This window comes from Vibrio sp. 10N.222.55.C6, from assembly GCF_041473395.1.
In the GTDB taxonomy this organism is placed as follows: domain Bacteria; phylum Pseudomonadota; class Gammaproteobacteria; order Enterobacterales; family Vibrionaceae; genus Vibrio; species Vibrio crassostreae_C.
The window spans coordinates 179,401-205,970 of record NZ_JBFRSD010000037.1 but is presented as its reverse complement, the minus strand read 5'-3'; the positions used below and the strand labels follow the sequence as shown (position 1 = coordinate 205,970).

The 26,570-nt window shown below is 45.7% G+C and carries 19 protein-coding genes and 6 tRNA genes; 15 read left to right on the top strand and 10 right to left on the bottom strand.

Annotated features, from left to right (window positions below; genetic code table 11):
* Nucleotides 1-84 precede the first annotated feature (84 nt).
* A tRNA-Ser gene (locus tag AB4486_RS20280) sits at nucleotides 85-175 on the top strand.
* 116 nt (nucleotides 176-291) lie between these two features.
* Here the strand turns inward: AB4486_RS20280 and ilvY are convergent.
* Nucleotides 292-1,182: an HTH-type transcriptional activator IlvY gene (gene ilvY, locus AB4486_RS20275; protein ID WP_017061966.1), complete on the bottom strand. Its 891-nt coding sequence runs from the start codon at nucleotides 1,180-1,182 to the stop codon at nucleotides 292-294.
* A gap of 146 nt (nucleotides 1,183-1,328) precedes the next feature.
* Here ilvY and ilvC point away from each other — a divergent pair, with 146 nt between their 5' ends.
* Nucleotides 1,329-2,813, top strand: a complete 1,485-nt coding sequence (gene ilvC, locus AB4486_RS20270; protein WP_017061965.1) for a ketol-acid reductoisomerase — start codon at nucleotides 1,329-1,331, stop codon at nucleotides 2,811-2,813.
* A 162-nt stretch (nucleotides 2,814-2,975) separates the two neighbouring features.
* On the opposite strand, the gene ubiK is transcribed toward ilvC, so the two are convergent.
* The 4 genes from ubiK to AB4486_RS20250 form a co-directional block, all read right to left on the bottom strand.
* The gene (ubiK, locus tag AB4486_RS20265) at nucleotides 2,976-3,227 is read right to left on the bottom strand and encodes a ubiquinone biosynthesis accessory factor UbiK (protein WP_017061964.1); all 252 of its coding nucleotides are present in this window, start codon (nucleotides 3,225-3,227) and stop codon (nucleotides 2,976-2,978) included.
* A 119-nt stretch (nucleotides 3,228-3,346) separates the two neighbouring features.
* Nucleotides 3,347-6,475, bottom strand: a complete 3,129-nt coding sequence (locus AB4486_RS20260) for a multidrug efflux RND transporter permease subunit (protein ID WP_017061963.1) — start codon at nucleotides 6,473-6,475, stop codon at nucleotides 3,347-3,349.
* Nucleotides 6,476-6,486: 11 nt separating this feature from the next.
* Nucleotides 6,487-7,593 carry an efflux RND transporter periplasmic adaptor subunit gene (locus tag AB4486_RS20255; protein WP_102428492.1) on the bottom strand — a complete coding sequence of 369 codons (1,107 nt, stop codon included), beginning with the start codon at nucleotides 7,591-7,593 and terminating at the stop codon, nucleotides 6,487-6,489.
* An 18-nt stretch (nucleotides 7,594-7,611) separates the two neighbouring features.
* Nucleotides 7,612-8,193 (bottom strand): TetR/AcrR family transcriptional regulator, encoded by a 582-nt coding sequence (locus AB4486_RS20250; protein ID WP_198137852.1) that lies wholly within the window; start codon nucleotides 8,191-8,193, stop codon nucleotides 7,612-7,614.
* 180 nt (nucleotides 8,194-8,373) lie between these two features.
* Between AB4486_RS20250 and rep the strand changes: the two genes are divergently transcribed.
* Entirely contained in the window at nucleotides 8,374-10,392 is a 2,019-nt protein-coding gene (rep, locus tag AB4486_RS20245; protein ID WP_102428491.1) for a DNA helicase Rep, read from the top strand.
* Between the two features lie 81 nt (nucleotides 10,393-10,473).
* On the opposite strand, the gene AB4486_RS20240 is transcribed toward rep, so the two are convergent.
* Nucleotides 10,474-10,887 carry a cytochrome c5 family protein gene (locus AB4486_RS20240; RefSeq protein WP_372118399.1) on the bottom strand — a complete coding sequence of 138 codons (414 nt, stop codon included), beginning with the start codon at nucleotides 10,885-10,887 and terminating at the stop codon, nucleotides 10,474-10,476.
* Nucleotides 10,888-11,183: 296 nt separating this feature from the next.
* On the opposite strand from AB4486_RS20240, the gene AB4486_RS20235 reads away from it, so the two are divergent.
* From AB4486_RS20235 to AB4486_RS20185, 11 genes are all read left to right on the top strand, one after another.
* Nucleotides 11,184-11,260, top strand: a tRNA-Arg gene (locus AB4486_RS20235).
* 49 nt (nucleotides 11,261-11,309) lie between these two features.
* Nucleotides 11,310-11,385 (top strand) — tRNA-His (locus AB4486_RS20230).
* Between the two features lie 77 nt (nucleotides 11,386-11,462).
* Nucleotides 11,463-11,539 (top strand) — tRNA-Pro (locus AB4486_RS20225).
* A 45-nt stretch (nucleotides 11,540-11,584) separates the two neighbouring features.
* A tRNA-His gene (locus tag AB4486_RS20220) sits at nucleotides 11,585-11,660 on the top strand.
* 55 nt (nucleotides 11,661-11,715) lie between these two features.
* A tRNA-Pro gene (locus AB4486_RS20215) sits at nucleotides 11,716-11,792 on the top strand.
* An 890-nt stretch (nucleotides 11,793-12,682) separates the two neighbouring features.
* Nucleotides 12,683-14,410, top strand: coding sequence for an ABC transporter ATP-binding protein (locus AB4486_RS20210; protein ID WP_017060132.1), 1,728 nt, complete (start codon nucleotides 12,683-12,685; stop codon nucleotides 14,408-14,410).
* 94 nt (nucleotides 14,411-14,504) lie between these two features.
* Nucleotides 14,505-16,058 carry an ABC transporter substrate-binding protein gene (locus tag AB4486_RS20205; protein WP_017060133.1) on the top strand — a complete coding sequence of 518 codons (1,554 nt, stop codon included), beginning with the start codon at nucleotides 14,505-14,507 and terminating at the stop codon, nucleotides 16,056-16,058.
* 178 nt (nucleotides 16,059-16,236) lie between these two features.
* Nucleotides 16,237-17,214, top strand: a complete 978-nt coding sequence (locus AB4486_RS20200; RefSeq protein WP_048612413.1) for an ABC transporter permease — start codon at nucleotides 16,237-16,239, stop codon at nucleotides 17,212-17,214.
* A 2-nt stretch (nucleotides 17,215-17,216) separates the two neighbouring features.
* Nucleotides 17,217-18,155 carry an ABC transporter permease gene (locus tag AB4486_RS20195; RefSeq protein WP_372104136.1) on the top strand — a complete coding sequence of 313 codons (939 nt, stop codon included), beginning with the start codon at nucleotides 17,217-17,219 and terminating at the stop codon, nucleotides 18,153-18,155.
* A gap of 187 nt (nucleotides 18,156-18,342) precedes the next feature.
* Nucleotides 18,343-19,305: an SPOR domain-containing protein gene (locus AB4486_RS20190; RefSeq protein WP_372118388.1), complete on the top strand. Its 963-nt coding sequence runs from the start codon at nucleotides 18,343-18,345 to the stop codon at nucleotides 19,303-19,305.
* A 198-nt stretch (nucleotides 19,306-19,503) separates the two neighbouring features.
* Entirely contained in the window at nucleotides 19,504-20,745 is a 1,242-nt protein-coding gene (locus tag AB4486_RS20185) for an NADH:ubiquinone reductase (Na(+)-transporting) subunit B (RefSeq protein WP_372104130.1), read from the top strand.
* Between the two features lie 92 nt (nucleotides 20,746-20,837).
* Here AB4486_RS20185 and AB4486_RS20180 read toward each other — a convergent pair whose 3' ends face one another.
* The 3 genes from AB4486_RS20180 to AB4486_RS20170 form a co-directional block, all read right to left on the bottom strand.
* Nucleotides 20,838-21,089 carry a DUF6482 family protein gene (locus AB4486_RS20180; RefSeq protein ID WP_102332574.1) on the bottom strand — a complete coding sequence of 84 codons (252 nt, stop codon included), beginning with the start codon at nucleotides 21,087-21,089 and terminating at the stop codon, nucleotides 20,838-20,840.
* Nucleotides 21,090-21,219: 130 nt separating this feature from the next.
* Nucleotides 21,220-22,575 (bottom strand): glutathione-disulfide reductase, encoded by a 1,356-nt coding sequence (gene gorA, locus AB4486_RS20175; RefSeq protein WP_017070093.1) that lies wholly within the window; start codon nucleotides 22,573-22,575, stop codon nucleotides 21,220-21,222.
* Between the two features lie 188 nt (nucleotides 22,576-22,763).
* Nucleotides 22,764-23,603, bottom strand: a complete 840-nt coding sequence (locus AB4486_RS20170) for a 23S rRNA (adenine(2030)-N(6))-methyltransferase RlmJ (protein ID WP_017060143.1) — start codon at nucleotides 23,601-23,603, stop codon at nucleotides 22,764-22,766.
* Between the two features lie 279 nt (nucleotides 23,604-23,882).
* On the opposite strand from AB4486_RS20170, the gene prlC reads away from it, so the two are divergent.
* The gene (prlC, locus tag AB4486_RS20165; protein WP_017071475.1) at nucleotides 23,883-25,925 is read left to right on the top strand and encodes an oligopeptidase A; all 2,043 of its coding nucleotides are present in this window, start codon (nucleotides 23,883-23,885) and stop codon (nucleotides 25,923-25,925) included.
* A gap of 91 nt (nucleotides 25,926-26,016) precedes the next feature.
* Here prlC and asnC read toward each other — a convergent pair whose 3' ends face one another.
* Complete coding sequence (gene asnC / locus AB4486_RS20160; RefSeq protein WP_008218581.1) at nucleotides 26,017-26,481, bottom strand: transcriptional regulator AsnC; 465 nt, start codon at nucleotides 26,479-26,481, stop codon at nucleotides 26,017-26,019.
* Nucleotides 26,482-26,570: the final 89 nt, after the last annotated feature.

The following is a 26,570-nucleotide window of genomic DNA, read 5'->3' as shown; positions in this document are numbered from 1 at the left end:
GACATCGCCAGGCTTTAAATATCGTTACTTGCATTAGCAATTAACAACATCATTAGTGTACTAATCTATTGATGACAATTTGTTGGAGGGATGGCTGAGTGGTCGAAAGCACCGGTCTTGAAAACCGGCAACCGTTAATAGCGGTTCTAGGGTTCAAATCCCTATCCCTCCACCACCATTAGAAAGCCCGCTGAGAAATCAGCGGGCTTTTTTCTTATCTGCGATATACATAAATAAAAGGGGAAGGGCACTGACGTGCTCTTCCCTTTTTTGTATTTAAAACAATGACGACTAGTCCGCTAAATATTTCCCTTCTGCAACTTGCCAGAACGCTCGAATTAGAGGGTTATCTAGCTGTGCTCGCTTACAACATACGCCTAACTCAAATGGCTTGATAGGTTCTATCTTTAAGCGGCTAACTTTATCTCTTACTGGACTGTTGTTTATGACCACATCAGGTGCGATGCCAACTCCACATCCTAGTGCCACCATACTTACAATCGCCTCATGGCCAGAAACTTGCGCGTATATGTTGGGTTTTATCTTCATCTTTTTAAACCATGCATTGGCTCGTTCACGCGCTGTTCCTGCTTCTGGGATGATAAAGGGCACTTCATTCCAGTTTGGCTTATCGGATTGCAGTTGTTGGCTAAAGCTACTCACACCAGATGGAATGATGACTGACAGTGGAATATCGCTGATGGTTTCGAATTCTAACCTTGAAGGAAGGATGTCTGGCTTTGCTGAAATCGCGATATCCGCTTCATCGTTTAAGATCTTGTCGATGGATTGAGCTGGATCACCAGTAGAGAGCTTAAATTCAATATACGGATGAATAGCCCTAAATTCGGTTATGAGTTCAGGTAGGTGACTGTAGCTAGCCGTTACTGAACAAAATATACGGATCTCACCTTTAAGTTCTTGCTCTCCGCCCTTCAGGTGAAGGTTATATTGCTGCCACTCTCCCACGATGCTCAATGCTACAGGCAATAGGTGTTTTCCTGCTGGGGTAAGATCAACACTGCGGTTGTCTCTGATTAGCAGTTCTTGTCCTGTTTCCTCTTCAAGCTTTTGTATCTGACGGCTCAGCGCTGAAGGACTGACGTGCATAGCAGCAGCGGTTTTGCTGAAACTCTTGCTGTCGCATAAATGTATAAATAATTGTAGAGATTTTATGTTCATGTTCTGCGATCGTTTCCATGTTGCATTTATTGCAATAACTAATTGTGAATATATCACTTTCAGCAACGGAGTGTCTGTTTTAGTATGAAGTCATTCGATAGAGAGATATCGACCTTACGGACTTATTTTTAAAGGAGTGCCCTAGAATGGCTAACTATTTCAATACATTAAACCTTCGTGAACAACTAGACCAATTAGGTCGTTGCCGCTTTATGGATCGTGAAGAATTCGCGACAGAAGCTGAATACCTTGAAGGTAAGAAAATCGTAATTGTTGGTTGTGGTGCTCAAGGCCTAAACCAAGGTCTAAATATGCGTGATTCTGGTCTAGACGTATCTTACGCTCTACGCCAAGCGGCAATTGATGAAAAGCGTCAATCATTCAAAAATGCTGATGAAAACGGCTTTGTTGTGGGTAGCTACGAAACGCTAATCCCTCAAGCAGACCTAGTAATCAACCTTACTCCTGATAAGCAACACACAAACGTTGTTGAAACAGTAATGCCTCTAATGAAGCAAGGCGCTGCTCTTGGTTACTCTCACGGCTTCAACGTTGTGGAAGAAGGCATGCAATTACGTGCTGACCTTACTGTAGTAATGGTTGCACCTAAGTGTCCAGGCTCTGAAGTTCGCGAAGAGTACAAACGTGGCTTCGGTGTACCAACACTTATCGCTGTTCACCCAGAAAACGACCCTAAAGGCGAAGGTTGGGATATCGCTAAAGCTTGGGCTGCAGGTACTGGTGGTCACCGTGCAGGTTGCCTAGAGTCTTCTTTCGTAGCAGAAGTTAAATCTGACCTGATGGGTGAGCAAACTATCCTTTGTGGCATGCTACAAGCGGGTTCTATCGTATCTTACGAGAAGATGATTGCTGATGGCATCGAACCTGGCTACGCAGGCAAGCTTCTACAATACGGTTGGGAAACGATTACTGAAGCACTTAAGTTTGGTGGCGTAACTCACATGATGGATCGCCTATCTAACCCGGCTAAAGTTAAAGCGTTTGAGCTTTCTGAAGAGCTTAAAGACCTAATGCGTCCGCTTTACAACAAGCACATGGATGACATCATCTCTGGTCACTTCTCTAGCACAATGATGGCTGACTGGGCGAACGATGACGTGAACCTACTAGGCTGGCGTGAAGAGACAGGCGAAACTGCATTCGAAAACTACCCAGCTTCTGACGTAGAAATCTCAGAGCAAGAGTACTTCGACAACGGTATCCTAATGGTTGCTATGGTTCGTGCCGGTGTTGAGCTAGCATTCGAAGCTATGACGGCATCAGGCATCATTGATGAGTCTGCTTACTACGAATCTCTACATGAGCTTCCACTAATAGCAAACACAGTTGCTCGTAAGCGTCTTTACGAAATGAACGTTGTAATCTCTGATACTGCTGAGTACGGTAACTACCTATTCGCTAACGTAGCAACACCGCTACTACGTGAGAAGTTCATGCCTTCAGTAGCAACGGACGTCATCGGCCGTGGTCTAGGTGAGACATCTAACCAAGTTGATAACGCTAAGCTAATTGAAGTAAACGAAGCTATCCGTAACCACCCTGTAGAATACATTGGTGAAGAGCTACGTAGCTACATGAGCGACATGAAGCGTATCGCTGTTGGCGGTTAATCTTCCAGTTCATCACTGAATAAAAATAGCCCTGAACATTTGTTCGGGGCTTTTTTATGCTTGCAACTATTTTACCGGTGAAGGCTTGATAGATTGAGGAAAAAATAAAGGCTTACCCGAAGGTAAGCCTTTATTCGAACTTGAACTGATTGAAAAAAATGACTATTTGTCTGAAAGCTTTGCTTCTAGTTCAGCCAGTTTTTGTTCCATTTCAGTGAGCTTCTGGCGAGTGCGAAGCAGTACTTGTGTTTGAACATCAAACTCTTCACGGCTCACAACGTCTAGCTTGTTGAGTTGGCCTTGGATAACTTGGCGAACTTTTTGGTCTACGTCTGAACCAAGCTCTTTTACTGGTTGAGGCATAGAATCGTGGATCTGCTTAGCAATTTGCTCTAGTTTTTTTGGATCAAACATATCAATTAAAACTCCTGAATATTTATCACTATTCTATTTAATCACATCAAAGATGTCGCCTATGGCGTACAAAAAAAAGCCACCGAAGTAGCCTTTTTATTGTTAATACGACAGGGAAATTACTTATTGTTAGCTAATTCTCTGTGCGCCGCTTTTGCTTCATCAACACGGGCCAGCTTCTCGAGATCTTTATCTTCGAGGAAAACTGGAATTGGTTTATGTTTTTCGGCTAAGTAGCTATAAATAACCGGCAGAACAAACAGCGTAAACAGCGTACCAATCGCCAGACCAGCAACGATAACAATACCGATACTAAAGCGCTGAGCTGCACCTGCACCCGTGGCGTACATCAGTGGGATCAGGCCTGCAATCATCGCCGCTGTTGTCATTAGGATTGGACGTAGACGTACCCTTGCCGCCTCCATAACCGCCTCTTTGCGTGATAATTTATTATGCAGCTGCTCTTCTTTTGCTACCTCACAGATCAAGATACCGTGCTTGGTAATCAGACCAACCAAGGTAATCAGCCCCACTTGCGAGTAGATGTTCATCGTCGCTGCGCCCCAAGCGAGCGCAATCAATGCACCACATATTGCGAGTGGCACCGACACCATGATAACCAATGGATCTTTTAACGACTCAAATTGAATCGCCAGAACCAAGAAGATGATCGCCAGTGCTAAACCGAACGTCACATACAGTGCGCTGCCTTCTGTTACAAACTGACGCGACTCACCCATGTAGTCATGGTTATAGCCTGCAGGTAATTTGGTTTGGGCAATGTTTTCAAACCAGTTTACCGCATCACCCATCGCCGCGCCCGGCATAGGAACCGCACCGACCGTCGCTGAGTTCAACTGGTTGAAGTGAGGAAGAGAGCGAGGCTCTGCCACCACATCAATTGTTACCAAGCTACCGAGAGGAACAGCATCACCATTGCTGGCTCGAACGTAGTAATGATTCATTGACTCTGGGTTTAAGCGGAACTTACGCTCAACCTGAGGGATCACTTCATAAGAACGACCGTTGAGGTCAATACGGTTAACGTAACCATCCGACATCATGGTGCTTAGGGTGACACCGATATCTTGCATCGTTACCCCATAAGCGCCCGCCATATCTTTATCAATTTGAATCTTCATCGTTGCTGAATCGTAGTTCAAATCAAGGTCAGAGTAGACAAAGAGAGGGCTATCTTTCACATCCGTTAAAATATCGGTTGCGATAGCGAATAAGCTCTCAAAGCTGCTTGGTGTGGTAATCACAAACTGGAGTGGTAGACCAGAACCGGCACCCGGCAACTCTGGCATTTGGAACGCGGTTACTGCCATGCCTGGGATATCTTGTAGCAATCCACTGATACGGTTCGTTACCTCAGATTGGCTAGCCGTGCGCTCACTCCATGGCACCATTGAGGCAATACCAAATGCTTGGTTTGAGTTTGGTACACCAGTGAAGGATTGAGCGTATTGGATTTCAGGCTGGGTCACCAAGATACCGCTCACGTCATCCATCGTGTTACTTAGGTAGTCTAGGTTAGCCGTTGATTGACCAGTACCAATCATCATCACCACCCCTTTATCTTCTGCAGGGGCAAGTTCACTTGGGATGAATTTAAACAGCATCGGCAAGCTTAAAAATACAATGACCGCAAAGCCAATGATAACCGGACGATGATCCATGATCGCATGCAGCATCTTAGAGTAACGGCCTGTCATACGATCAAGTACGCTGTGTACCTTCAGTTCAAACTTACTCGGCTGTGCATTTTCTTTTAGCAGCTTTGAACACATCATTGGAGACAGTGTTAAAGCGATGATTCCAGAAACAAATACCGCGCCAGCGAGGGTTAATGCGAACTCTTTAAACAGCGAGCCTGTGATACCACCCATCATTGCGATAGGGGCATAAACCGCGCCCAATGTCAGTGTCATTGCAATAACCGGTACTGCAATTTCACGGGTACCAATGATGGCAGCCCTGAAAGGAGATTCCCCCAATTTGACGTGTCGATCGACGTTTTCCAGTACTACGATTGCATCATCAACCACTAGACCGATTGCTAATACCATCGCCAGTAGCGTCATTAAGTTCCATGAGAAACCCATGACTTGCATCACCATCGCAACACCAACCAGCGATAAAGGGATGGTTACGATAGGAATGATAACCGCACGCAATGAGCCTAAGAATAGCGTGATAACCACTAATACAATCAGCGCGGCTTCAACAATCGTGTGTATAACCTCTTGAATGGATTCATTAATCGCAATGGTTGAGTCATACATGATATTCATGCTGATATTGCTTGGTAGGTTTCGCTCCAACTCAGGATACAGCTGCATAACATCAGCAGCAATGTTGATCGGGTTAGCACTTGGCGCTGCATTGATGGCGGTTACAACCGTTTGTTTGCCATTAGCACTTGCGCGAACCACATCGTGGCTTTTTTCTAGTGAAACCTTAGCAATATCACCTAAGCGAACAATAGAACCGCCATTTTGACTGGTTTTGACCACCAACCTTTCTAATTCATCGGTATTGGTTACTTGGGTATTGGCACTGCCGTTGTACAGCATAAACTCACCAATTGCTTGGCCAGTTGCTGATTGGTAGTTGTTTGCATTAAGCACCGTCATCACGTCAGTGGCTGTCAGGTTTAATGCTGCCATTTTGGAAGGATCAAGCCATACACGTAATGCGTATTTGATCCCGCCGTACAAGTCGACCTTTGATACGCCGTTAACGGTAAACAGTTGTGGGTTAACCACTCGCTCAAGGTAGTCGGTAATTTGGCTTGCAGAGAGTTCATCACTCGTAAAACCAATGTAGAGTACCGCCGTTGTTGAACCGGTAGACATAGTTACGGTTGGATCTTCGGCTTCTTTAGGAAGCTGAGAACGTACCGAGTTAGTCTTGGCCAGTATGTCAGACAGCGCGGCATTCGGGTCGGTATTGAGCTTCATATTGACCGTAATAGTCGAGCTACCGAGTACGGACTGCGACGTCATATAATCAATATTATCGGCTTGAGCGATCGCTTGTTCTAATGGCTGAGTTATAAAGCCTTGGATCAGATCGGCACTGGCACCGTAATAGCTCGTCGTGACCGTCACGATCGTATTTGTCATGTCTGGGTATTCACGAACCTGCATTTTGAAGATTGCTTGGAAGCCAAGCAATGCGATCAAAAAGCTGATTGAAATAGCCAGAACTGGACGTTTAATAAAAACATCAGTAAAGCGCATGATTCCTCCAATTACAGCATTGGTGTTTCAGCTGGCGGCGTCGTTGCATCACTTTCTACAACTCGAACTTTAGCATTGTTACTTAAACGAACTTGACCCGTTGTCACGACAACATCGCCAGGCTCTACGCCTTCCAGTATGTGAGCAATACTTTCTGTACGTTCACCTACTTTCACCACTTGTTGTTTCACACGCTGCACACCATCTTCTTCACGTAAAATATAAACATTGTCACCGTAAAGTGTGAAAGTGATGGCCGTCTGAGGCAGTGTCACTTGGTTTGCTAGTTTAGGTAGAATGATGTTAGCGCGCGCAAACATACCGCTACGTAACTTACCATCGTTGTTTGGGATATCGGCTTGTACTTGGATAAGACCACTTTGGATGCTAACCGCAGGCTCAATGGCACTAATAGAACCTTTAAACGGTTTTTCTGGGTATGCATCAACGAAGATGTCGATCGCCTGACCAACCTCAATACGAGAGATGTCATTTTGAGAAATAGTGAAGCGTAGGCGCATAACACTGGTGTCTTCTAGGCGAACGATGTCAGTGCCAGATTGTAGGTATTGGCCTAGATACACATTACGAATACCGACAGTGCCGTCAAACGGAGCGCGGATCTCGCGACGGGCAATCGATGCTTTTAGGCTTTCAATATCAGCAGATAGAGAGTAGTAGTTTGCTTCTGCTTCATCGTATGCTTCTTTTGAAATAGAACCTTTCTTATACAGGCCTTGGTAGCGTTTGTATTTTGCTTTTGCCGCAGGCAGGCGAGCTTCAGAACTCTTTAGATTTGCCTTTTCTACGCCAGAATCAAGACGAACAAGAAGCTGGTCATTTTTAACATCAGTACCAGAACCAAAAGAGATTTGGTCAATAACACCGCTGGTTTCGTTCGCTAGCGTGACACCTTGGTTAGGTTCTATGAAGCCGATAGCTTCAATTACTGGAACCCAGTCGATCGGCTGAACTTCAGTAACCGTTACTGGAAACTCTGGTTCAGGGCGGTTGGCCATATACTCAGCAATTTTTTGTTGTTTGAACATGTTGAACCCAATAACGCTGCCGAAAAGAAGTACAGCGATGAGTAACATGAAGAAAGTCCACTTTTTCATTATGGTCAAAACTCCGATCTAGTGTTTAATTATTGCATCCCAACTGGCTTCTATTGCAGATTCTAGTTCTGCCTCGTCGAGTTGGTAAAATCCTAAAGAATGCTTTCGCGCTAGAGATACACTAGCCGCTAAGCTCAAGCCGCTTAATACTTCATTATCAAGTGGTTTAAACAGTCCTTGCTCTTTACCCTCATTAAATAGCAGCTCAACTTGGGCAAACATTTTACGTTCTAGCTCCCTGAAGTTTAGGCTATTTGTGATGGGCAGTGAGTCATATTGAACCCGATTTTTTATCGCGGCTAAGTTCGTTCCCGCTAAGTTCCATATGTTCAACCACATAGTACGGTAGCGTTGCTTAATTGGATCCGAATCATCAACCCCTTCTTGAACAGCATCTGCTACTCGTTGAGTCACGAGCACTCGAACATCATCTATCAAGTGGTCTTTATCGTCGAAGTAGCGGTAGATAGTGCCTGCAGCAACTCCCGCCTCTTTGGCTAATTTTTGCATTGAAAGGCCTTGAAAGCCGACCTCCGCAATGAGCTTTTCAGCGGCAGAAAGTATTTGTTGGCGTTTATCCTGAGGTGCATGAGTTGTCATTATTCCATCACCAGTGAATGAACGTTCATTCATTATAGCCCAAGAACCATACACATGTGCAACAAAGTTTTACACAAGTAGCGTAAAAATCTTGTATAAGAGAACGTAGCATTCGTGGTGTTGCAGCATTATTATAGGCGCGCAATTGAATTCGCTCCTCTAGACCAAATTGAGAATCAAATGAGACTGAACCCAAGACAAGATGAAGCCGTGAAGTATGTTTCTGGTCCCTGCTTAGTATTAGCGGGCGCTGGATCCGGTAAAACACGTGTTATCACCAACAAGATTGCTTACTTGGTTCAAGAGTGTGGCTACAAGGCTCGTAATATTGCAGCGGTAACCTTTACCAATAAAGCGGCACGCGAGATGAAAGAGCGTGTGGGTCAAACTCTAGGTAAAGGTGAATCTAAAGGTCTGATCGTTTCAACGTTCCATACCATGGGTTTAACCATCATTCGCCGAGAATACAAAGCGCTGGGTCTGAAAGCAGGCTTCTCGCTGTTTGATGACCAAGACCAGTTAGCTCTACTTAAAGAACTAACCGAAACACAGATCGATGGTGATAAGGATCTGCTGCGTTCTTTGATGAGTACCATCTCAAATTGGAAGAATGACATGCTGACGCCAGATCAGGCGAAAGCAAGAGCTCAAGGTGAACAAGAGCAGTTGTTTGCATTCTGTTTTGAGATGTATCAGAAGCAGATGAAGGCCTATAACGCACTCGATTTTGATGATCTGATTGCGATGCCAGTATTGCTACTGAAAACCAATCAAGAAGTGCGTGAACGCTGGCAGTCTCGTATTCGTTATTTGCTGGTCGATGAATATCAAGATACCAACACTAGCCAATATGAGTTGGTTCGTTTACTGGTGGGTGAACGTGGTCGTTTGACGGTCGTAGGTGATGATGACCAATCTATTTACTCATGGCGTGGCGCAAAACCACAAAACTTGGTGTTGCTGGGTGAGGACTATCCAAATCTTCGCTTGATCAAACTCGAGCAAAACTATCGCTCAACCAGCCGAATATTACGTGCGGCGAACATCTTGATCGCCAACAACCCACACGTTTATGAAAAGTCACTGTTCTCAGAGATCCCAGACGGTGAAAAGCTCAAGGTACTGAATGCTAAGAATGAAGAGCATGAAGCAGAGCGTATTACCGGCGAGATCATCGCCCACAAGTTTTTGAACCGTACTGAGTACAAAGATTACGCGGTGCTTTACCGTGGTAACCACCAATCGCGCTTAATTGAAAAAGCGCTGATGCAGAACCGCGTGCCCTACAAGATCTCTGGCGGAACCTCTTTCTTCGCTAGAGCCGAAATTAAAGACATCATGGCTTACCTACGAGTGTTGGTGAACCCTGATGATGACAACGCCTTCCTGCGTATTGTAAACACGCCTCGCCGTGAGATAGGCCCGGTTACGCTAGAAAAGCTAGGTAGCTATGCCAATATGCGTGGTAAGAGCTTGTTTGAGGCCAGCTTCGAGATGGGCTTAGAGCAGACACTGACGGGGCGTGGTTTAGAAAATTTGCGCCGCTTCGGTGACTGGATTGTTCGTATCTCAGACAATGCCGAGCGTGGTAATACGGTTGAAGCCGTTCGTTCTTTGGTTCGTGACATCAACTACGAAGATTGGTTGTACGAAACCTCAGCGAGCCCGAAAGCCGCTGAAATGCGAATGAAGAACGTCTCTGATCTGTATAGCTGGATTGTGGCCGATCTTGAGGGTGACAACTACGATAAAGAAGAGAAAACCCTGCGCGAGGTGGTTCAACGTTTAACGCTGCGCGATATGATGGAGCGTGGTGAGGATGATGACGATGCAGATCAAGTCCAATTAATGACATTGCATGCATCGAAAGGTCTAGAGTTCCCATATGTATTCCTGATGGGTGCAGAAGAGGGCATCTTGCCGCACCAAACCAGTGTCGATGAAGGCAACGTAGAAGAAGAACGTCGTCTTATGTATGTGGGGATTACTCGAGCGCAGAAAGAGCTGACTTTTACTAAGTGTCGTGAACGTCGTCAATATGGTGAATTAATAAAGCCAACACAAAGCCGCTTCCTCGATGAGCTGCCGCACGATGATGTGGAGTGGGAAAGCGTTAAGAAGCCTCAATCCGCTGAAGAAAGAATGGAAAAAGGGCAGGCGCACATTGCGAATATTCGAGCGATGTTCAACAAGAAGTAATGCCCTACTTTAATCGCACTATATAGAAGCCAATAAAAAAGGTGACCATGAGGTCACCTTTTCTGAATCTGGCATTTTTAATTACAGACCGGCAATCATGTGCTCGATAGCATCTTTGATTTCGTCGTCTGAACAATCCATACATGAACCTTTCGCTGGCATCGCATTGAAGCCGTTGATTGCGTGGTCAGCTAGAATGTCGCGACCTTGAGCAATGCGAGGACCCCAGTCACCAGCATCACCTGTTTTAGGTGCGCCACTTACGCCAGATGCGTGACAAGCGATACAAAAGGTACCATAAACTGTTGCGCCATCACGAGGGCCTGTTGGTTCTGCGACTACTGGTTCGCTGCCGACTAGGTAAACTTGACCAACTGGTTTGATGCGTTCAGCAATTGCATCTTGCTCTGCTTCGCTAAGGCCTGAAGCCATTGCGCCAGTTGAAAAGGTTAAAACTGCGATGACAACGCTTAAAATTCGACGAGACATATCCATTAAACTCACTTTACATTCCCAAGGTAAGTACGTGCTTACCAATTTATAGTGTTGGAGGGTGTTTTGGCTTCACCAGCAAAGAGCAACTGTTAAACCAATGTAAATAATGGGTGATTATATCCCGATAAGTTGTTGCAATAAACAACAACTTATAAGCTGTGGCGGGTTGTAGTACTCAAATAAGGGGTTTATCACATATTAACTGTCGAAAAAGAGACCAAACAGAAAAAAAAGTTAAAAAAGTACTAGACGGCATTGGGTGATATACGTATTATTCCACTCCGCCGACAGGGCATGCGCCTGTAGCTCAGCTGGATAGAGCGTTGGCCTCCGGAGCCAAAGGCCGAAGGTTCGAATCCTTTCAGGCGCGCCATCCGGTCTCTTACTTCGGTAAGTGAGAAATTGGCAAAAAAGAAATAATGGTGGCTATAGCTCAGTTGGTAGAGCCCTGGATTGTGATTCCGGTGGTCGCGAGTTCGAATCTCGTTAGCCACCCCATTCTTTCTTTACAAAATATCGGTAGCTTCGGCTTCCAGTGTTGATTCATTATTCCCAAGAGTCGATACAAAATTAGTCGGTGAATAGCGCAGCTTGGTAGCGCATCTGGTTTGGGACCAGAGGGTCGGGGGTTCGAATCCCTCTTCACCGACCACTATTTCAATAATCGCTTGTTAAGCGGTTATATAAAAAATTAGTGGTGGCTATAGCTCAGTTGGTAGAGCCCTGGATTGTGATTCCGGTGGTCGCGAGTTCGAATCTCGTTAGCCACCCCATTAATTTTGGTAGCTTCTTTGAAGTTCCCAGTTTGAGAAATCAAACGAAACGTCTCGGTGAATAGCGCAGCTTGGTAGCGCATCTGGTTTGGGACCAGAGGGTCGGGGGTTCGAATCCCTCTTCACCGACCACCTTAAGAAGCCCTAGTCGAAAGACTAGGGCTTTTTTACATCTGAAACTTAGATAACTTGAACAGAGTGGGGTTCGCCTGATGTTCAAAGAATGTCTCTTCACTGATCACTTAAGAAGCCTCAACTAGCCGTCCGCGTCAGAAATGACGGGGCTTCTTACATCTATCTCCCCTTCTTATATAAGACAGATTCCTAACGATCTGCTTGATAATGGTGCTGCTACAGAGTTGCTTTCTTTATCAAATGTACAGTTCTATATCTAATTTTATATAAATGGAGTGCTCAATAATTCGACATATTAATGGGTTTGGTCTAAAGACTTTTATGAAAAGTGAAACCTGACCCTAAATTTGCTCACTAAGGCCTGAATTTGACAGCTTTGTACGCATTTGGTCGTTCAAAAACTCCTCTGATTTATTAGGCCTTTCGTTTGTCTGTTTTGTATTTACCAAAATAATACAGATGGTTAAATGTATGGCTAATTAACGTTTATCTGGTTGTTTTATTTGTTCAAATTAACAAAATTAGCGCTTGTTTCTATAGTGTTAATTGTTTTTTGGAATAATTATTTGTTTTTAGTGACTGGTAGTGAGATCTGCTTTGAAGCACGGCTTTAACTCTACAAGTAAGTAGTGGTAAGGAGTTTGTGAGTATTTCTTGCCGATAATATAATGTTGATTTTTCTTACTATATGCTCTTTTGGTGAATAGTTATGTGGCACTTTTGCTTGCTAAGCGTTTAATGTCGACTTTTTATCCTATTTTTGTTGCTTTTCTGTGAATTATTTGCCAAATTGTCAACCGTATAAAATATCAGAACAATATTCTGGTAAGAATGGATTCAATTTTGCAGACAGGGCAGAAAGCTGCCAAAGCAGTAGAGGTCTGGTAATGTCACTTTTAGAAGTAAAAAATCTTCGTATCGAATACCCATCTCGTCATGGAGTTCACGCCGCAGTTAAATCACTTTCGTTCAACATTGAACGTGGTGAGATTGTTGGTGTTGTAGGCGAGTCTGGTGCAGGTAAATCAACAGTAGGTAATGCTGTGATCGATTTGCTGAGCCCTCCTGGCCGCATTGCTAGCGGCGAGGTATTTCTGGATGGCGAAAAAGTCTCTGGTTTATCTCCTGAACAGATGCGTTCTGTTCGCGGCTCAAAGATTGGTTTTATCTTCCAAGACCCAATGACTTCTCTTAACCCTCTATTCACAGTAGAACAGCAGTTAAAAGAGACGATTCATGCCAACATGAAGGTTTCGGATCAAGAAGCCTACCAGCGCTCATTAGACTTGATGAACCAAGTGGGTATCCCACAACCAGAAAACCGTTTAAAGCAGTACCCTCACCAATTCTCTGGCGGTATGCGTCAGCGTGTGGTTATCGCGATCGCATTGGCAGGTGAACCTGACCTAATCATCGCAGATGAACCAACAACAGCACTGGATGTTTCTATCCAAGACCAGATCTTGGGTTTGATTCGCGACCTATGTATTAAGAAGAACGTAGGTTGCATGTTGGTCACGCACGACATGGGCGTGGTATCTAACGTTACCGACCGCGTAGCCGTTATGTATCGTGGTGACTTAGTTGAGTTTGGCCCAACAGCGAAAGTTCTGGGTACTCCTGAGCACCCATATACACACAGTCTTATCTCTGCGGTTCCTCGTTCGGATCGCAAACTCGATCGTTTCCCTCTTGTTAGCTACATCGAAGAAGCACAAGAGATGGAACCATTGGATGTGAAGAACCACTGGTTAGGTCAAAGCCAAGATCACCGTGATTACACTGGCCCTCTGTTGAACGTTGAGAACGTAAACTTACGCTTTACTACCAAAGATTCTTTCTTTGAGAGCCGTCGTGAGTACGTTCAAGCATCAAACAACGTGAGCTTTGAAGTGCATGAAGGTGAGACGTTTGGTTTAGTAGGTGAATCAGGTTCAGGTAAATCAACGATTGCTCGTGTGATTGCTGGCTTGTACGCACCAAACTCAGGCAAGGTAACGTTTGAAGGCGTTGATCTTACTGGTCTGAAATCTGAAAAAGAACGTCGCCCTATGCGTCGTCAAATGCAGATGGTTTTCCAAAACCCTTACACATCAATGAACCCTCGAATGAAGATATTCGACATCATTGCTGAACCTATCCGATTCCATAAGCTTACTCGCAACGAAAATGAAACTCGTCAGATCGTGAACGACCTGCTAGAGCACGTGGGTTTAGGCAAAATGGCTGGGGTGAAGTACCCACACGAATTCTCAGGTGGTCAACGTCAGCGTATTTCTATCGCTCGCGCTTTGGCGACTCGCCCACGTCTTTTGATTTGTGATGAACCAACATCGGCACTGGACGTGTCGGTACAGGCTCAGATTCTTAACCTACTAAAAGACTTACAAGACGAGCTAAACCTAACCATGCTGTTCATCAGTCACGATCTACCGGTTATTCGCCAAATGTGTGACCGTGTTGGTGTGATGCAGATGGGGACATTATTGGAGGTTGCGCCAACGGAGCAGCTGTTCCAATCACCTCAGCATGAATACAGCAAACAACTGATTTCTTTAATGCCTGAATTTACAGGCTTAAGAGAAGAAAAAGCAGTGGCACAAGCCGCGGTATAAAAATCAGCAGGCTGGAGTTTAGCTTGCTAACAACAATAAACAGACGCAAATACAACAACTAGGGATCTGGATTCCCGCATGAAGGAGTTATGCAATGAAAACCATGAAAAGCAAATTAGCAGTAGCTTTAATGGCAGCTGGCCTAAGCTTTAGTGCAGCAGCAGCAGATATTACCGTTGGCTACGCAGCTGACCCAGTATCACTTGACCCGCACGAGCAGCTGTCTGGTGGCACACTGCAAATGTCTCACATGGTGTTTGACCCTCTAGTACGTTTCACTCAAGAGATGGATTTTGAAGGCCGCCTAGCATCTAGCTGGGAGCGTGTTGATGAAACGACTTTCCGCTTCAACCTACGTAAAGGTGTGAAATTCCACTCTGGTAACGAACTGACTGCTGATGATGTTGTGTGGACTTTTGAACGTCTACAAGCTTCTCCAGACTTTAAGTCTATCTTCACGCCATACGAAAAAATGGTAAAAGTGGATGACTACACAGTTGAGCTAGTATCAAAAGCGGCTTACCCACTAGTACTACAAACAGCAACTTACATCTTCCCAATGGACAGCAAGTTCTACTCTGGCCAAACAGCGGAAGGTAAAGACAAGTCTGAGCTAGTTAAGCACGGTAACTCGTTTGCTTCGACTAACGTTTCAGGTACTGGCCCATTCATCGTAACTCAACGTGAGCAAGGCGTTAAAGTAACGTTCGAGCGTTTCAACGATTACTGGGACACAGAAACTGAAGGCAACGTAGACAAGCTAACACTTGTGCCAATCAAAGAAGACGCGACACGTGTTGCAGCACTTCTTTCTGGCGACGTTGATATGATTCACCCAGTAGCACCAAACGATCACAAGCGTGTTAAAAACGCTAAGAACATCGATCTAGTGACGCTACCTGGTACTCGTATCATCACGTTCCAAATGAACCAAAACAGCAACGAAGCACTTAAAGATGTTCGCGTTCGTCAGGCGATTGTTCACGCAATCAACAACGAAGGTATCGTTAAGAAGATCATGAAAGGCTTCGCAACAGCAGCTGGTCAGCAAAGCCCAACAGGCTACGCGGGTCACAACGAAGACCTAGTTCCTCGTTACGATCTGAAAAAAGCGAAAGAGCTGATGAAAGAAGCGGGCTACGAAGATGGCTTTACGCTAACTATGATGGCTCCAAACAACCGTTACGTGAACGATGCGAAAGTAGCGCAAGCGTCTGCGGCAATGCTGTCTAAGATTGGTATCAAAGTTGATCTTAAAACTATGCCTAAAGCACAGTACTGGCCTGAGTTTGACCTATGTTCAGCAGACATGATGATGATCGGCTGGCACTCAGATACAGAAGATTCAGCTAACTTCAACGAGTTCCTAACTATGACTCGTAACGAAGAGACTGGCCGTGGTCAATACAACTGTTCTGGCTACTCAAACCCAGAAATGGATGCGATCGTAGAAGCTTCTAACACTGAAACTGACCCAGTTAAGCGTGCTGAAATGCTGAAAGGCGTTGAAGCAACACTTTACAACGACGCAGCATTCGTACCGCTACACTGGCAAAGTGAAGCGTGGGGCGCGAAGTCTAACGTAGGTGCAGCAGACGTAGTAAACCCAATGGTTATGCCTTACTTCGGCGACCTAGTTGTAAAATAATCTAGCTTGCTAGAATCGAGAGCCTGAAGCTTTTCAGGCTCTCAAATTATTAAGATATAGATTTAAGTTTCGGTATTTGGTCTTCCTTCAGTCTGGCTAAATACCTTTTTTAAGACTGAATTTTGTTATCTAGTCGCGGATTTCGACTAGATAGTCATGGATAGATAAGGGGCAAGGAATGGTTACGTTTCTGGTCAAGCGCCTGTTTCAGGCACTGATAGTGATGTTTGTGATCAGTTTGGTGGCGTTTGCCATTCAGGATAACCTGGGCGACCCGTTGCGTGAGTTAGTCGGTCAATCTGTTTCAGAATCGGAGCGTCAAGCGCTGCGTGATGAACTCGGCTTAAATGATCCCTTCATTACAAAATACACTCGCTTTGTGGGCGCAGCTCTACAAGGTGATCTTGGTACTTCATATTTCTTTAAACGCCCAGCTGTGGACGTAATCTTAGATAAACTAGTCGCGACGCTTGAACTTGTGTTTGGCGCTTCTTTGATCATCGTTTGTCTGTCGATTCCACTCGGCGTTTATTCTGCAATACACCCAAAAAGCTTCTTCACCAAACTGGTGATGGCGGGCAGTAGTATCGGTATCTCGGTACCTGTTTTCTTAACCGCAATCATGCTGATGTATGTGTTCTCTATTGAACTCGGTTGGCTGCCGTCATTCGGACGTGGTGATACCGCAAACTGGTTTGGTTGGGAGTCTGGCTTCTTAACGCTCGATGGTCTTGCGCACTTAGTGCTGCCGAGTATTGCTCTGGCATCTATCATGCTGCCGCTATTCATTCGTCTAGTACGTTCTGAAATGCTCGAGGTTCTTAGCTCTGAATACATCAAGTTTGGTAAAGCAAAAGGCCTCGCGCTGAACAAGATTTACTACCAACACGCTTTGAAGAACACAATGCTACCTGTACTAACGGTAGGTGGTGTTCAAATCGGTACGATGGTGGCATACACCATTCTGACTGAAACTGTATTCCAGTGGCCGGGTACCGGCTTCCTATTCCTTGAAGCGATTAACCGAGTGGATACACCACTGATTACCGCATACGTTATCTTCGTTGGCCTGATCTTCGTAGTAACTAACACCATTGTTGACCTGCTATACGGCATCATTAACCCAACAGTGAACATCACAGGGAAAGGAGCATAATCATGGAACAAACTACAACAGCTCCATCTCGTTGGGAGCGATTTAAGCAGTCAGATATTCTGTACTACTTCTTACGTGACAAAGTGGCAATGTTCAGCTTTGCTGTTTTCACTGCTTTCTTGGTGATGGCACTCGCGGCACCGATTTTAGCGCCAACAGACCCGTATGACGTGACGTCTATCGACATCATGGACTCTGAGCTACCACCGTCTTGGATGGAAGATGGCGAAGAGCGTTTCCTATTGGGTACCGATGAGCAGGGTCGTGACATCTTATCTACGATGCTTTACGGCTCGCGTCTGTCATTGACGATCGGTTTCCTAGCGGTAGGTCTTCAGCTGACTCTCGGTATCATCATTGGCTTGTCTGCAGGTTACTTCGGTGGTCGTATTGATAGCTTCCTGATGCGTTTTGCCGATGTTCAGCTTTCGTTCTCAACCATGATGGTTGCGATCATTGTCTCGGCCATCTTTAAGGCGAGTTTCGGTAGTGACTTCTACGCGCAATATGCGGTTGTTATGCTGGTGGTGATCATCGGTATTGCTGAATGGCCGCAGTATGCTCGTACGATTCGTGCATCGGTATTGGCAGAGAAGAAGAAAGAGTACGTAGAAGCGGCACGTGTGATGGGCTTTAGAGCGCCTCGCATCATGTTCCGCCATATTCTGCCTAACTGTTTATCACCGATTTTGGTTATCTCTACGGTACAGGTGGCAAATGCCATCATGTCAGAAGCGGCACTTTCTTTCCTCGGTTTAGGTCTTCCGGTAGACCAACCGTCACTCGGTGCCCTGATCAGTACTGGTTTTAACTACATTTTCTCAGGAGCATGGTGGATCACAGCATTCCCAGGTGTGCTTTTGGTAACATTGGTTCTCGTTATTAACCTATTAGGCGACTGGTTACGTGACGTGTTTAACCCGAAAATTTATAAAGGGTGATAGCCCGGTTTGATTTTTAGTAAAAAAAGTCACTAAATTAAGAGCCGTAAGCAATTACGGCTCTTTTTTTGCTTAATGGATCTGGAACTTAGTATTATTGACAGTGTCAATAATAGTTAAAATGGAATTCATGTTTTATCGACATAGATTCGGTAATAATTAGCCCGCAAGGGTTTAAGTGGTGGTTATGAAATTGACAATGAATGCTGTATGTCGTGCTGTGACGAGAAATTATCGTATGGGACTTATCGCTGCATCTCTTTTGGTATCGAGCCAAGTGAATGCAGAGTCGGTTCTATGTGATGCAACTCAGGCAAGCACCAACCAATTACCACAGCTAGAGCAATCATGTCCGATCGGTAAGGGCGTGTGGGGCAGTAAAGCACCAAAACGTCATTCAGATAACGAACTGTTTTGGGTTCAATGTGGCCTGCTGAACAAGCCTTTGTCACTGAGCCGAGCAAAGCCTCTGTATGAGAAGATCTCGACCAACGTTTGGATGAAGCCGGAAGGCGGAGACTACCGTTGCTTAATCGGACCTTATTCTACCTTCTCTGATGCGAGAAAAGACCTAGCTCAGGTGCGTAAGGTTTCTGGTTACGGTGAAGCCTTTATTCGTATGGTCGATAAGTCGAAAACCTCATCACAGCCTATTGTGGCAAAACCAGCAGAGCCAAAAGCGGTGACGCACAAGGCTCCTGCAAAAGTAGAAGCTAAGCCTGCACCGAAACCTGTGGCTACTAAGCAAGTGGCGGCGGTAGCGAGCGCTGCAGCAATTCAGACGCTACCAAGCGGTAACGCGAATTCAGACAACGATTTGGAAATCGAAATCCGTGTGACAGCCAATGTTGCGGGTAGCCAATATGCGATTCCTTACCTTCTAGACCATCAGCAGCAGTTCTATATGGAGCAAGGTAAGCCTTGGAGCCGCCTAGATTACGATAGCGCTGAATTGGTGTGTAATCAGGTCAACATGAAGCTGATGAGTGAGAAGCAATGGCAAAGCATCTTGAGCTCAAAGGTTATGGAAAAACAGAACTGGCCAATGCATCTCCCTTATTGGGGCGCAGATAAGAAAGGTCTGTTTACCAACGGTAACGTCAACCAGTTGAAAGGTTCTTCATTGCTTAATGTGATGTGCGTTAAGTAACGACGACCGTTACCAAACCAAATAAGCCTCAGCCATTGCTGGGGCTTTGTTGTTTATACGCCTCTCTTTTTCGACATCGGTTCGACTTTTAGACACTCGTTCTTCAAGACGAATTTGATTAAAAATCGTTAAAAATTGTTCAAATAGCGCGGCTGATGCGTAGAAAACCATAACTCAAGCAATAAGGTGATTGAGATTATGAGTTTAAAAAAACGATTAGAAGACGTGGCTCCACGCTTTGAAGCCGGTGGTAAGTACGAAAAGCTCTACCCAGTGTATGAAGCTTTCGCGACAATATTCTATACACCCGGAAACGTAAACCGCGGCATAACCCATGTTCGTGACAGCATTGACCTAAAGCGCATTATGATTTTGGTGTGGTTGGCGACCTTCCCGGCAATGTTCTGGGGAATGTATAACGTCGGACACCAAAGCGTTCTCGCACTCACATCCAGTTATCAATTAAATGAACTTGCCTCGGTTATCGAGAGTAGCTGGCGTCTGTCGTGGGCATTTGGTGATGCGCAGTCATTGATGGCAAGTGGCTGGGCAAGTCAGATGTTGCTTGGTGCACTCTATTTCCTACCCGTTTATGCCACGGTGTTTGTAGTAGGTGGCGTCTGGGAGGTACTGTTTGCTGTCGTTCGTAAGCACGAAGTTAATGAAGGTTTTTTTGTTAGCTCTGTGCTGTTTGCACTCATCCTCCCGCCAACCATCCCGCTTTGGCAAGCCGCGTTAGGTATCACCTTTGGTATTGTTGTCGCCAAAGAGTTATTCGGCGGCACAGGGCGAAATTTCCTTAACCCAGCCCTTGCAGGACGCGCGTTCCTTTACTTTGCCTATCCCGCCAACATGTCCGGTGGGTTGGTATGGGTTGCTGCTGACGGCTATTCAGGCGCGACCCCACTGAGCCAATGGTATGAGGGGGGCAGCCCGTCACTAATCAATAATATGACTGGCGAGGCGATCACCTGGATGGATGCCTTTATCGGTAATATTCCAGGTTCGATGGGTGAGGTGTCGTCACTGCTTATCATGCTGACGGGGTTGATTTTGATTGTGATGAAGATAGCGTCTTGGCGCATTGTCGCCGGTGTGATTGTTGGGCTTGTGGCGACCTCGAGTTTACTGAACTGGATAGGGTCGGATACTAACTCGATGTTTTCGATGCCGTTTTACTGGCACTTTGTGTTGGGTGGTGTAGCGTTTGGTACCTTCTTCATGGCGACAGACCCAGTATCTGCCGCGTTTACCAATCAGAGTAAATGGGCCTATGGGATTTTGATCGGCGTGATGACGGTCGGCATCCGAGTGCTTAATCCAGCCTACCCAGAGGGCATTATGCTGGCTATCTTGTTCGCCAACCTGTTCGCTCCGCTATTCGACTTTGTAGTGAAAGAGCAGAACATTAAACGAAGACTTAAACGGACATCGCGCTAATCTAGGTGATTAAAAGTGAAAGTGACTCCCATAAGAAAGGCTTGCATTGATGCAAGCCTTTCAATTTTTATCGCGATTGATTTGAGGTTGATTTAACTCCACTTCAAATCAATCTCGAAAGGCTGTGTGCTACCACAATGCTCACCGCACATCTCGTCGTAGGCGCTGTTATGAACCAGCATTGCTGATGCTACGCCTTGGTCACTAAAATGATCGCGTGCTTGGTTTACACTCAAAAACTTCATAGGATGCTGGTGGTCATCTTTAATTAATTGCTTTTGCTCGCCAACGATTTGGTAAGCCAAGTAAATCCCGCCTTCAAATGATTCGATTAGTAGATTCATCACAAACTCCATTGCTGATCTAGATAGGTGGATATTTGTGTTACGTCGAATCGAGAACCAAGGTTCAAAGCGGGCATAAAAAAAGCAGGCACAAGGCCTGCTTCTAAAGAGAGCTCAACTAAGACGTTGATTATCTCATGGTAACAAACTCTTCGCTGCCCGTTGGGTGAATCGCCACAACAGAGTCGAAGTCTGCTTTGGTTGCGCCCATCTTCATTGCAACGCCGAAGCCTTGAATCATCTCATCAACCGTGAAACCGATGCCGTGTAGGCCAACGACAGTCTCTTCTTCGCCAGCACATACTAGCTTCATCTTACAAGGTTGACGGTGCTTGGTTACTGCTGTGTACATCGCAGTGAAGCCAGATGTGTAAACCTTGATGTTGTCTTTGCCGTACTTCTCTTCAGCTTCTTGAGTCGTTAGACCAATCGTGCCGATAGGTGGGTGGCTGAATACAACAGTAGGAACTAGGTTGTAGTCCATTTTCGCGTTAGTTTGACCGTTGAATAGACGCTCAGAAAGCTGACGACCTGCTTTAACCGCTACAGGAGTTAGCTCGATACCGCCTTCCATGATGTCGCCAACACAGTAGATGCCAGGAACGTTAGTCGCTTGGAACTCGTCTACCTTGATGTAGCCACGATCGTTCGTCTCAACGCCAGTTGATGCTAGGTTGATAGCGTCAGTTGCTGGATGGCGACCGATAGCCCAGATTAGGTGGTCAACGTTTTGAGTGTTGCCGTTCTCTAGGTGTAGAGTCAGTGTGCCATCCGCTTCTTTCACAACTTCTTTAGGCACTGAGTGCGTGTGAAGTGTTGGACCTTCTGCTTCCATTACTTCTACTAGCGTTTCGATGATCATTGGATCGAAGCTACGTAGTGGAGATTCTTTACGACAGAACAAGTGTGTTTCTGTGCCTAGTGCGCTTAGTACACCTGCGATCTCAACTGCGATGTAGCCAGCACCGATAACCGCAACGCGTTTTGGTTGCTCCATTAGGTCGAAGAAGCCATTTGAGTCGATGCCGTATTCTGCACCTGGGATGTTTGGAATTGTTGGACGACCACCTACCGCGATCAGGATGTGATCTGCTGTGTAGTGTTCACCGTTCACTTCAACTGTCTTTTCATCAACGAACTTAGCAAAGCCTTTGATTACGTTTACTTTGTTGTTACCTAGTACGCGGTCGTAAGATTGGTGGATACGACCAATGTACGCTTGGCGGTTTTCAATCAGCTTGCTCCAGTTAAAGCTTTTTACTTCAACGTCGAAGCCGTAATCTTCAGAGTATAGGTTGATCGCTTCAGCAACTTGAGCGCCGTGCCACATTACCTTTTTAGGAACACAACCAACGTTTACACAAGTACCACCAAGGTCTTGAGCTTCGATAAGTGCAACCTTTGCACCGTGCATTGCTGCGCGGTTTGCTGATGCGATGCCGCCTGAACCGCCGCCGATACAGATGTAATCAAAATGAGTCGCCATTACTTTCTCCATTTATTGAAGGCTGTGGGTACAGTGAGCGCACTGAACACCTACGTCCTATAGATTCTTAAATTGTCTAATTATTATATTGAGGGCAGATCGGTTGAACTCAATCTCCCTGTTTAAAATTTATTCGTGTACGTCACAATCTGCTTAATATTTGTCAGAGCATGACGTTAAGTTCGAGATTACTCGGGTACGATCCACTCTACTTTGAAGTGACCGGTCGCTGGCGCAATTGCTTCCTTCAAGAATGGAAGAATCTCTTTCATTTGGCTTTCTAGCTTCCAAGGCGGGTTAATCACGATCATGCCTGATGCCGTCATGCCACGCTCGTTGGTGTCTGGTGATACGCCAAGTTCGATTTGTAGAATCTTGTTGATGCCTAAGCCTTCGAGACCTTCGATCATATCTTCGATATCACAGCGATTTACTACCGGGTACCAAATTGCGTAGATACCGGTTGCCCAGCGCTTGTGGCTTTGAGCGATTGCAGTCACGACATCACGGTACTCTTTTGCCAGCTCGTAAGGCGGGTCGATCAGTACTAAACCACGACGTTCTTTTGGTGGCAGGCTGCCCTTTAAGCGCTTAAAACCATCTTCTTTGTAGATAGATACCTGACGATCACGGTGGAACTCTTGCTCAAGCAGCGGGTGATCGGCTGGGTGAAGCTCAGTCAGTACCATGCGGTCTTGGTCACGCAGGTGTGCACGTGCAACACGTGGAGAACCCGGGTAGTAACGCAGTTTCTCGCCATTATTGAGAATGGAAATAGACTCAAGGTAGCTTTGAATGTCTTCAGGAAGGTCTGTTTGCTCCCACACACGAGCAATACCTTGCTTGTATTCACCGGTTTTTTCAGACCATTCATGCGTTAAGTCGTAACGACCTACACCAGAGTGAGTGTCATGATAAACAAAAGGCTTATCCTTTTGTTTCAAAGAATTAAGAATAAGGCTCTGTACGATATGCTTTACTACGTCGGCATGGTTACCTGCGTGGAAGCTGTGGCGATAACTTAACAAATTAAACTCTCGTAACACTCTCGAATTAGAGTGTGGTTAGTGTAGGTGGGGTTAATCAGACTATTATAACCCTCAATGGACCATAAATTCTCGAACAATTCAGGGACAGTCGTCAGCTATCTGCAGTTAGTTATTGGTTCTACTATTGAAATTTGCCTTTATGGGCACTATTTAATAACTATTCGCAGGTGATTTTTTAGGGCGAACTTTAGCCTGATGACTGTAAGACGACCTCATTACAAAAAAGACGAAAGTCTCTAAAGCCAAAGGAATGTTTATATGTCTAATCCGCTATTAACCTTCACGGACTTACCTCCGTTTTCACAGATCAAGCCAGAGCACGTAAAGCCTGCAGTTGAGCAAGTGATTGAAGCGTGTCGCAACAAGATAGAACAAGTACTTGAAGGTAATACTTCACCAAGCTGGGACAACCTAGTTGCTCCAATTGAAGAAGTGGATGATCGTTTAGGTCGCATTTGGTCACCTGTAAGCCATATGAACTCTGTCGTGAACAGTGACGAACTGCGTGAAGCGTATGAGAGCTGCTTACCTGTGCTATCTGAATACGGCACTTGGGTTGGCCAACACAAAGGCTTGTTCGAAGCGTATAAAGCGATCAAGGCGAGTGAAGCATTCTCTGCACTGAACCGAGCTCAACAAAAAACTATTACCGACGCACTGCGCGACTTTGAATTGTCGGGCATTGGCTTACCTGCAGATGAACAGCATCGTTACGGCGAGATCAGCAAGCGCCAGTCTGAGTTAGGCTCTCAATTCTCAAATAACGTGCTTGATGCAACCATGGGCTGGAGCAAGCAGATCACAGACGTAGCTGAGCTGGCAGGTATGCCTGAATCAGCACTGGCGGCAGCTCAAGCGGCGGCTGAGTCTAAAGAGCAAGAAGGCTACCTACTGACTTTAGATATCCCATCATACCTACCTGTGATGACCTACTGTGATAACCAAGAACTGCGTAAAGAGCTTTATGAAGCGTACGTAACGCGCGCTTCAGATCGCGGTCCAAACGCAGGTAAGTGGGACAACACTGAGATCATCACCGAGCAACTTAAGCTGCGCCACGAGATCGCGCGCATGCTTGGTTTCAGTACTTACAGCGAAAAATCACTGTCGACTAAGATGGCAGAAACGCCAGACCAAGTGCTTGGCTTCCTAAACGACCTAGCAGTAAAAGCAAAACCACAAGGTGAGCGTGAAGTTGAAGAGCTACGCCAGTTTGCTGAGAAAGAATTTGGTGTCTCTGAGCTAAACCTGTGGGACATCGCTTACTACAGTGAGAAACAAAAACAGAAACTGTTCGAGATCTCTGATGAAGAGCTTCGTCCTTACTTCCCAGAATCTAATGTGGTTTCAGGTCTGTTTGAGGTACTGAACCGCGTGTTTGGTATGTCGGTAACAGAGCGTCAAGGCGTAGACACTTGGCATGAGTCAGTGCGTTTCTTTGATATCTTTGATGCGACTGGAACACTGCGTGGTAGCTTCTACCTAGATCTATACGCACGTGAACACAAACGTGGTGGCGCTTGGATGGATGACTGTCGTGGTCGTCGCATTACCGAATCTGGCGAGCTACAGACCCCGGTTGCTTACCTAACGTGTAACTTCAATAAGCCAGTTGGTGATAAGCCAGCACTGTTTACTCACGATGAAGTGGTGACCTTGTTCCACGAATTCGGTCACGGTATCCACCACATGCTGACGCAAGTAGAAGCGGGCGCAGTTGCGGGTATCAATGGCGTGCCTTGGGATGCGGTTGAATTACCAAGTCAGTTCCTAGAAAACTGGTGTTGGGAAGAAGAAGCGCTGTCGTTCATCTCTGGTCACTTCGAAACGGGTGAAGCGCTACCAAAAGAGATGCTAGAGAAGATGCTAGCGGCGAAGAACTTCCAATCTGCGATGTTTATCCTGCGTCAGCTAGAGCTTGGTTTGTTCGATTTCACGCTACACACAGAATACGACCCTGAAGTGGGTGCTCGCGTACTAGAAACGCTAGCGGATGTTAAGTCTAAGGTGTCGGTACTGCCAAGCCTAGATTGGAACCGTTTCTCACACAGCTTTGGTCATATCTTTGCTGGTGGTTACAGCGCGGGCTACTACAGCTACCTGTGGGCAGAAGTGCTATCGGCAGATGCGTTCTCAGCATTTGAAGAAGAGGGTATCTTCAACACTGAAACGGGTAATCGCTTCCTGAACAACATCCTTGAAATGGGTGGCAGTGAAGAGCCAATGGAGCTGTTCAAACGCTTCCGTGGTCGTGAGCCACAAATCGACGCAATGCTGCGCCACGCGGGAATCAACGCATAATCACGGTAACTATCTAGTTTATTGCGAAAAGAGCCTCTAGTTAGAGGCTCTTTTTTTGTCTGTGCGTTATGCCAAGCAAGGCGAATCAATGTTATGGATTCACATTGCGGTTGATAGGGTTCTGCAATGAAATCAGTGTCTCTGTCGACTGAACTTCATCGATCGCTTGCAGCTTATCGATCAATACAAACTGCAGCTCTTCTATCGACTTACACATCAGCTTTACAAAGATATTGTAAGCACCAGTGGTGTAGTACGCCTCAACCACTTCGTCTAAGGCATTCAGCTTAGCGATCGCCGAGTGGTAATCTTTGGCAGCATTAAGGTTGATGCCAATAAAGCAACACACGTCGTAACCCAGTTTTTTGGTGTTTACCACAACTTCCGTTCGCTCGATAATGTCTGCCGATCTCATCTTTTCGATGCGAACGTGAATCGTCGCAGGGCTGACATCGAACTGCTTTGCCATTTCAGCGTAAGGAGTTCGTGCATCTTCCATCAAGGTTTTGAGAATGGCACGGTCTAGATCATCTAGACGAGCTGTGGTTGTGGACATGCATAATCCTTAGGTTGAATGAAAAACATACCGGCTTGAGTACACATCATAGCCAAGGGTGATAATATTAGCAGTAACTATAGGGTTAG